General features: G+C 45.6%; 8 protein-coding genes and 1 pseudogene. 5 read left to right on the top strand and 4 right to left on the bottom strand.

Annotated features, from left to right (window positions below; genetic code table 11):
• Nucleotides 1-127, top strand: a 127-nt coding sequence (gene rmf, locus CAG64_RS03935; RefSeq protein ID WP_161489274.1) for a ribosome modulation factor, incomplete at its 5' end; no start/stop codon positions are given.
• A gap of 146 nt (nt 128-273) precedes the next feature.
• Here rmf and fabA read toward each other — a convergent pair.
• A complete protein-coding gene (gene fabA, locus CAG64_RS03930) occupies nt 274-792 on the bottom strand; it encodes a bifunctional 3-hydroxydecanoyl-ACP dehydratase/trans-2-decenoyl-ACP isomerase (RefSeq protein WP_021703255.1) in 519 nt (172 codons plus the stop codon).
• Between the two features lie 70 nt (nt 793-862).
• On the bottom strand, nt 863-2509 hold the full coding sequence (locus tag CAG64_RS03925) for an AAA family ATPase (RefSeq protein WP_161448812.1): 1647 nt from the start codon (nt 2507-2509) through the stop codon (nt 863-865).
• A gap of 162 nt (nt 2510-2671) precedes the next feature.
• On the opposite strand from CAG64_RS03925, the gene matP reads away from it, so the two are divergent.
• Both matP and CAG64_RS03915 read left to right on the top strand, forming a co-directional pair.
• Nucleotides 2672-3121, top strand: a complete 450-nt coding sequence (gene matP, locus CAG64_RS03920) for a macrodomain Ter protein MatP (RefSeq protein ID WP_021703257.1) — start codon at nt 2672-2674, stop codon at nt 3119-3121.
• Between the two features lie 12 nt (nt 3122-3133).
• Nucleotides 3134-3448, top strand: coding sequence for a DUF3634 family protein (locus CAG64_RS03915; RefSeq protein ID WP_021703258.1), 315 nt, complete (start codon nt 3134-3136; stop codon nt 3446-3448).
• Nucleotides 3449-3523: 75 nt separating this feature from the next.
• On the opposite strand, the gene CAG64_RS03910 is transcribed toward CAG64_RS03915, so the two are convergent.
• Both CAG64_RS03910 and CAG64_RS03905 read right to left on the bottom strand, forming a co-directional pair.
• On the bottom strand, nt 3524-3919 hold the full coding sequence (locus tag CAG64_RS03910; protein WP_161448810.1) for a cupin domain-containing protein: 396 nt from the start codon (nt 3917-3919) through the stop codon (nt 3524-3526).
• 322 nt (nt 3920-4241) lie between these two features.
• Complete coding sequence (locus CAG64_RS03905) at nt 4242-4505, bottom strand: transcriptional regulator (RefSeq protein ID WP_161448833.1); 264 nt, start codon at nt 4503-4505, stop codon at nt 4242-4244.
• Between the two features lie 144 nt (nt 4506-4649).
• Here CAG64_RS03905 and CAG64_RS03900 point away from each other — a divergent pair, with 144 nt between their 5' ends.
• Entirely contained in the window at nt 4650-4844 is a 195-nt protein-coding gene (locus CAG64_RS03900) for a hypothetical protein (protein ID WP_161448808.1), read from the top strand.
• 346 nt (nt 4845-5190) lie between these two features.
• A pseudogene (locus tag CAG64_RS03895) lies at nt 5191-5555 on the top strand (hypothetical protein); the annotation flags it as partial.

Below are 5555 nucleotides of genomic sequence, written 5' to 3'. Positions count from 1 at the left end.
ATATAAAGCAGGTCTGAACGGCCGTTCGTCGGAAACATGCCCTTATCAACAGATGGATGTGCGATCGTATTGGTTAGGCGGTTGGCGTGACGCCAGAGATGATAAACAAGCTGGCCTCTACAAGTAAAAATCTTCAAATCCACATACTGTAAATGGAGAACTAAGCCCCGAAAGGGGCTTTTTGTTTGTCATATCGTAATCTGATGCACTATAACTAAGATGATTGGTGAAAAAAAAGCGACTCAAGTGAGCCGCTTTTATTCACTCTGCTAATTAAAAAGCTGAAGTGTCTTGGAAAAGGCCAACTTTCAGGTCTTTTGCCACATAAATTTCTTTACCGTCAACAAGGACGCGGCCATCAGCCAAGCCCATAACCAGTTTGCGGTTTACAACACGCTTCATATTGATTTCGTACGTGACTTTTTTTGCGGTCGGTAGGATTTGACCAGTAAACTTCACTTCACCAACACCCAGTGCACGGCCTTTACCTTTGCCGCCAACCCAGCCAAGGAAGAAGCCAACAAGCTGCCACATTGCATCCAGGCCCAGACAGCCAGGCATAACAGGGTCGCCAGGGAAGTGGCAATCGAAGAACCATAGATCAGGAGTAATATCCAGCTCCGCCAGGATTAGACCTTTACCATAGTCGCCTTCAGTTTCAGACATCTTGGTAACACGGTCCATCATCAGCATATTTGGCGCAGGCAGTTGAGGGTAACCCGGACCAAATAGCTCACCACGGCTAGAGGCTAACAGATCGTCACGATTGTATGAATCACGTTTGTTTTGCATTATCAATTACTCCAATTTTTGACAGGTGCATCTTAGTGAACAGGTGTAAGCTAAACAACTCCGATCAGTTCTAGACAAACCAGTTTTTTATTCGATCCATCAAGCCTGTAGGGTGTTCGTGTCGTTCAAAGTTCTCGATGCGTTCAGCGATTTTATGAATCACACTTTCTTCATCATCGCCCCTGAAAGGTTTACCCATAATAATAGGTACTGCTTCATCAACCGTCGACACAGACCAGATATGGAACTCTCCATCTTGAATGCTCTTCACTACATCTTTATGAAGCGCCAAATGTTTCAGGTTAGATTTGGGCAGAATAACGCCTTGTGAACCGGTCAAACCCTGATGTTTACAAACGTGATAGAAGCCTTCGATTTTTTCGTTCAACCCGCCGACTGCCTGGACGCGTCCAAATTGATCCACCGCGCCAGTGACCGCAATCTGTTGGTTAATAGGATACTCGGATAACGCACTCACGAAAGAGCAGAGTTCAGCGAGAGATGCGCTGTCACCATCGACCTCGCAGTACGATTGTTCAAATACGACGGAGGCAGAATAGGGCATGGGCTCATCGAGATTCATTGCGCTGCTTACAAAGGCCTGCATGATCATCATGCCCTTCGCGTGCAGGTTGCCACCCAACTCGGCTTTACGTTCTACGTCAGAAATGTCACCGTCACCAAAGTGAATGACACACGAAATACGCGCTGGTTCACCGTATGAAAGCGGATGCCCGGGAACATCAATCACAGTGAGCCCGTTCACCTGACCAACGCGTTCACCTTTGGTTTCAATGATCACCTGGCCATCGAGAATATCGGACAGAGCGCGATCGGGCAGGTAAGATTCTCGGTAGAGGCGGGCATCAATGACTTTATCCAACGTCTCTTTTGTTACGTTGTCACCAGCTGTTAAATCAATACTGACTTCTTCAAGTAGTGAGCGATACCAAATCACATCCAAAGGCATGTAGCTCTGGTCTTCAGTAAGACGTGCACCGGCAACCATCAGACGCTCAATGCCACTTTGAGTTAACTCGGGAAGATCGTAAGTAGCACATAACCATTTCAAATAGCCAAGATATGTGGAGATACTTTGTTCTGTCAGCTCGATTTCAGGCTCTACCTCGGAAAACATGCACATGCCAGAGTATATGTCACTGTCCAGATAATCTATTTCACCCAGTTGGCCGCGATCGCCCACAATGACCAATTTTACGTTGTAATGTTTGTCTGTCACATTGTTGCTAAGGTGCGTCGGCGCTGAGTTGATCTGCTGTACGGGCTCACCAAAAACGGCGGCTTTAAGTAGTAACCAGTTCATAGGATTGCTCAACAGGAAGTTGGCGGACAATACCAGGTACCCGCCATTTGCTTTTTCCAATAAGCCAGGCAATTGAACTGTGACTTCGCCGGAATGGGCTTCGTACGTTCCGAATACATGTTTTGGATCCAGGGATTCGGTGTAGATAACCGGTGCAGCAGAATCAAGGTCAGACAAGTGTTGTTGCAGAAGTTGCCTGTATACCGGATTGTCCGGAGAATTGACCAGCAGTACTTTTGTTAGTCCTTTTCCGGCTACGAATTTGTTGATCGCTTGTTTCAGGCGTGGTTGAGCAGTGAAAAAGTTAACATGGGAAATGTTTTGGTATTGCTCAACGGACGCATTAAAATGATCGTAGTGAGGAATAACTGAGTACCAGGTTTCTTGATTCATCGATGAGTCTGTTCTTGGTTACATAAAAGGTTCCAAATTATATAGAAAAACAGGGTGAGGTAGTAGTGCAATGATCCAGCTCGACTTTTTACTCTCAGCAGATTGTGATTACAGCGAACTTGGGTTACGCTGTCACTACTAGTCCAGTGGAATGTTTAGACAATGAAATATCAACAGCTTGAAAACCTGGAATGCGGTTGGAAGTGGCAGTATCTGGTCAAAAAATGGAAGGATGGGGAAGCGATTACCCATCATATTGACACCAGTGAAGCTGACGCTGCCGTTAAAGAGCTTAAAGGTTTGGAACATGAGCCAACCAAAGTTCTTGAATGGATAGAAAAACACATGTCGCTAGAGCTTGATAACAAAATGAAGCAGGCGATCCGGGCAAAGCGTAAGCGTCATTTCAATGCTGAGCAAATTCACACCAAGAAAAAGTCGATTGATTTGGATTATCGGGTTTGGGAGAAGCTGTCTCACCGTGCCAGTGAGCTGGGTTGTACATTGTCTGATGCTATCGAATATCTTCTGAGCGAAGCGTCCCGTAGTGAGAAAGCCAGTAAAGCAGTGAACAGTTTGAAAGAAGATCTTTCTAAGTTACTGTCTGATTAAGGAGAGTGCGTCATGCTGTATGTCATTTTAATTGCTGCAGTGATCATTTTTTGGTTGGTAGCGGTCGATCGACCGGTGTTACGAGTGAAGTTTAAATCAGGGGAGTTGAGTCGCGTAAAAGGCCATTTCCCGCCAAAGTTTAAACACAATGTTGTTGAGATCGCTGAACATGTTCCATTTGATGGTGAAATGAAGGTTTACCGCCAGCGAAGTGGCATGAAACTGGTTTTTTCTGAGCAAGTACCAAAGAAAGTGCAGCAACGCATTCGCAACGTATTTCCTCACCAGGGCTTTTCTGGCAAAAATGGCAAGAAAACGGCGCACTAATCGTTTAACTTAATTCCATTGCTGAAACCGCCGCGACTCCGTGGCGGTTTTTTCATGCATGTAAGCGATGAAAGATCACATCGATTCGTCAGGTTTGTGCCGGGTTCCTTCACCTGGGGTTATGAACAGCACCTTGGCCATATCAACAACATGGGCGGTATGCCAAGTGTTTCTAGGAATAATCGCATATTCGCCAGCACGGGAGAGATGAACATGTTGTTTTTCGCCGTCCACATCGAGAATGAAAGTTGCGCTGCCAGACAGCAACATGACAATTTCATCTCCATGCGGATGAATCTCCCAAGTTGACCAATTTTCGGAAAAGGAATAGCAGGAGATCAGTTCATGTCCTTTGAAATCACTATATTCGGTGTTTAAGCGTTCATACATATCGTGAGTGTTAGTGATGGAATTAGCTTGTTTGCTGGGAGTCAGCACGACAAAGTCATTTTCAATATTAGAGCTCTCCATAATCTTTCCTCCGAGTCGACACAGCGGTAACAGTTTCTGACACTGTACAGCCTAGTGCATTTTTGACATTCCATGGGGCTTAGAAGGTATGAGTCGCTGAGTATCAAGCGTGGTTACCAAAAAAGATGATGGAAACGCTTGGCGTGAAATTAACTCGATGGATTGATAAGGGATACTAAACAACAGCATATCGTCGAAACACCATAATCATCGACAGACACCGAGTTACAAAATCAACGCAAACAGCTCAGAGAAGAACATCGGGCCGGTCTAAGCCTCTATATATCTAAGTTCGCATTATGTATAAACTGGTAAAGGGGTGCTATGAGGCCTGACCGCTATGTAAGGCATTGATTAGGCGAGGGTTTGAGTATTTATCTTCAATCAGACCATGAACGACATTTTGATCGTCTTCCTCTAACAAATCGCAAATTTTAAAAGCCAAATCCCAGTCCATATTACTAACGCCGTTTCGATAGTTGCTTATCCTAGTGGCTCTAATCTCTAGTTTTTTAGCTAATTGATAGTCTGATGTCAGTTCGAACTTGGCTTTTACGCGGTCTAAAAGTGCGTTTGTGTAGTTCATCATCGTGAAGTCTCCATTTCGTTAATTGTTAAATCATAGAGGATCATTTTGTTCTTTTCACTAATCCCATAGGCTTGGATATCCTAAAAGTTTGGATTATTGTTTTCTCCGTTAGGTTATGACACAGCTTGCGGAGGCTAAATCATGAAAGGACACACACCAACACCGTTTGGGTTATCCACTCTCGAAAAAATCAAACAAGAGCACTTTCCCAATATGGGCAAGGGCGACAAGCACTTATCTACTGGTAAGGACTACCGTTTCTCACGCCGTGGTCAGGCAGAATTCAGACGCGCTTTTGAGGTTCAAAAGATGCGCCTGTCTGGGGGTGAGGTATGAGCATTACCAACCACAATGAATGGCGCACTGTCGTCACGTCAGTCAGAGTTAGTTTTGATATTTATTGTGCAGCTGGGATATTAAATGCGCATAACGACTTAAAGCGCGCATATGGCGACGCTAGAGCCAGTGATATACTTAGGCTTATTGGTTCCAACTATCGGAGCAAGGAAAGTATTCTCACGAGAGAGTATGAGCTAGTCTGCAAGTTGCAATCCAGTAAATTACGTCGTGCTATACGTCTACGTGACAAAGGCCGTAGAGTGCTAATGGAATCAAAGCGAATCCGCAAGCAAGATGAAGCGCCCGAAATGGGCGCGGATTCTTCCTATGGCGAGGGTGCTCTATGAATCACCTTTACCAACCGCAGGGTGAGCGAGAAGTCACCACGGAGCTGACGCCCGAAGACGTTATCTTCATCGCCGGGGCAGCACAAAGCTCTAACATTACCCGCAAAAACTTAGCCGCTCATGAGAGCGGCCTTTTTAGTTCCCCAAATTCAGACTGGCTTGAGAGTGAGCAGCAAAAGCTGCGCGCGTTCGAGCAGGTTCACCATGTGCGCACAAAAACAAGTGCAAAACTCGGGCGCGAAGCGCAGGGCGAAGCCCTGAAAGGACTAGGCTCGTCAAAGGGCGCAAAAGTCCGACACGACAAAAAGCGCAAACACATAGACCGTTTTATTACCCGCGACCGCCGCTTAAAGCCCCGTCA

It is taken from the genome of Vibrio sp. V38_P2S17PM301 (genome assembly GCF_009904845.1).
Classification (GTDB): Bacteria; Pseudomonadota; Gammaproteobacteria; order Enterobacterales; family Vibrionaceae; genus Vibrio; species Vibrio proteolyticus.
Note: the sequence above shows the minus strand (reverse complement) of the source record. Positions and strands in the feature narration are given on the sequence as shown.

Coding starts and splice junctions, on each gene's coding strand:
- fabA (WP_021703255.1), bottom strand. CDS start 792: ATGCAAAACAAACGTGATTCATACAATCGTGACGATCTGTTAGCCTCT.
- CAG64_RS03925 (WP_161448812.1), bottom strand. CDS start 2,509: ATGAATCAAGAAACCTGGTACTCAGTTATTCCTCACTACGATCATTTT.
- matP (WP_021703257.1), top strand. CDS start 2,672: ATGAAATATCAACAGCTTGAAAACCTGGAATGCGGTTGGAAGTGGCAG.
- CAG64_RS03915 (WP_021703258.1), top strand. CDS start 3,134: ATGCTGTATGTCATTTTAATTGCTGCAGTGATCATTTTTTGGTTGGTA.
- CAG64_RS03910 (WP_161448810.1), bottom strand. CDS start 3,919: ATGGAGAGCTCTAATATTGAAAATGACTTTGTCGTGCTGACTCCCAGC.
- CAG64_RS03905 (WP_161448833.1), bottom strand. CDS start 4,505: ATGAACTACACAAACGCACTTTTAGACCGCGTAAAAGCCAAGTTCGAA.
- CAG64_RS03900 (WP_161448808.1), top strand. CDS start 4,650: ATGAAAGGACACACACCAACACCGTTTGGGTTATCCACTCTCGAAAAA.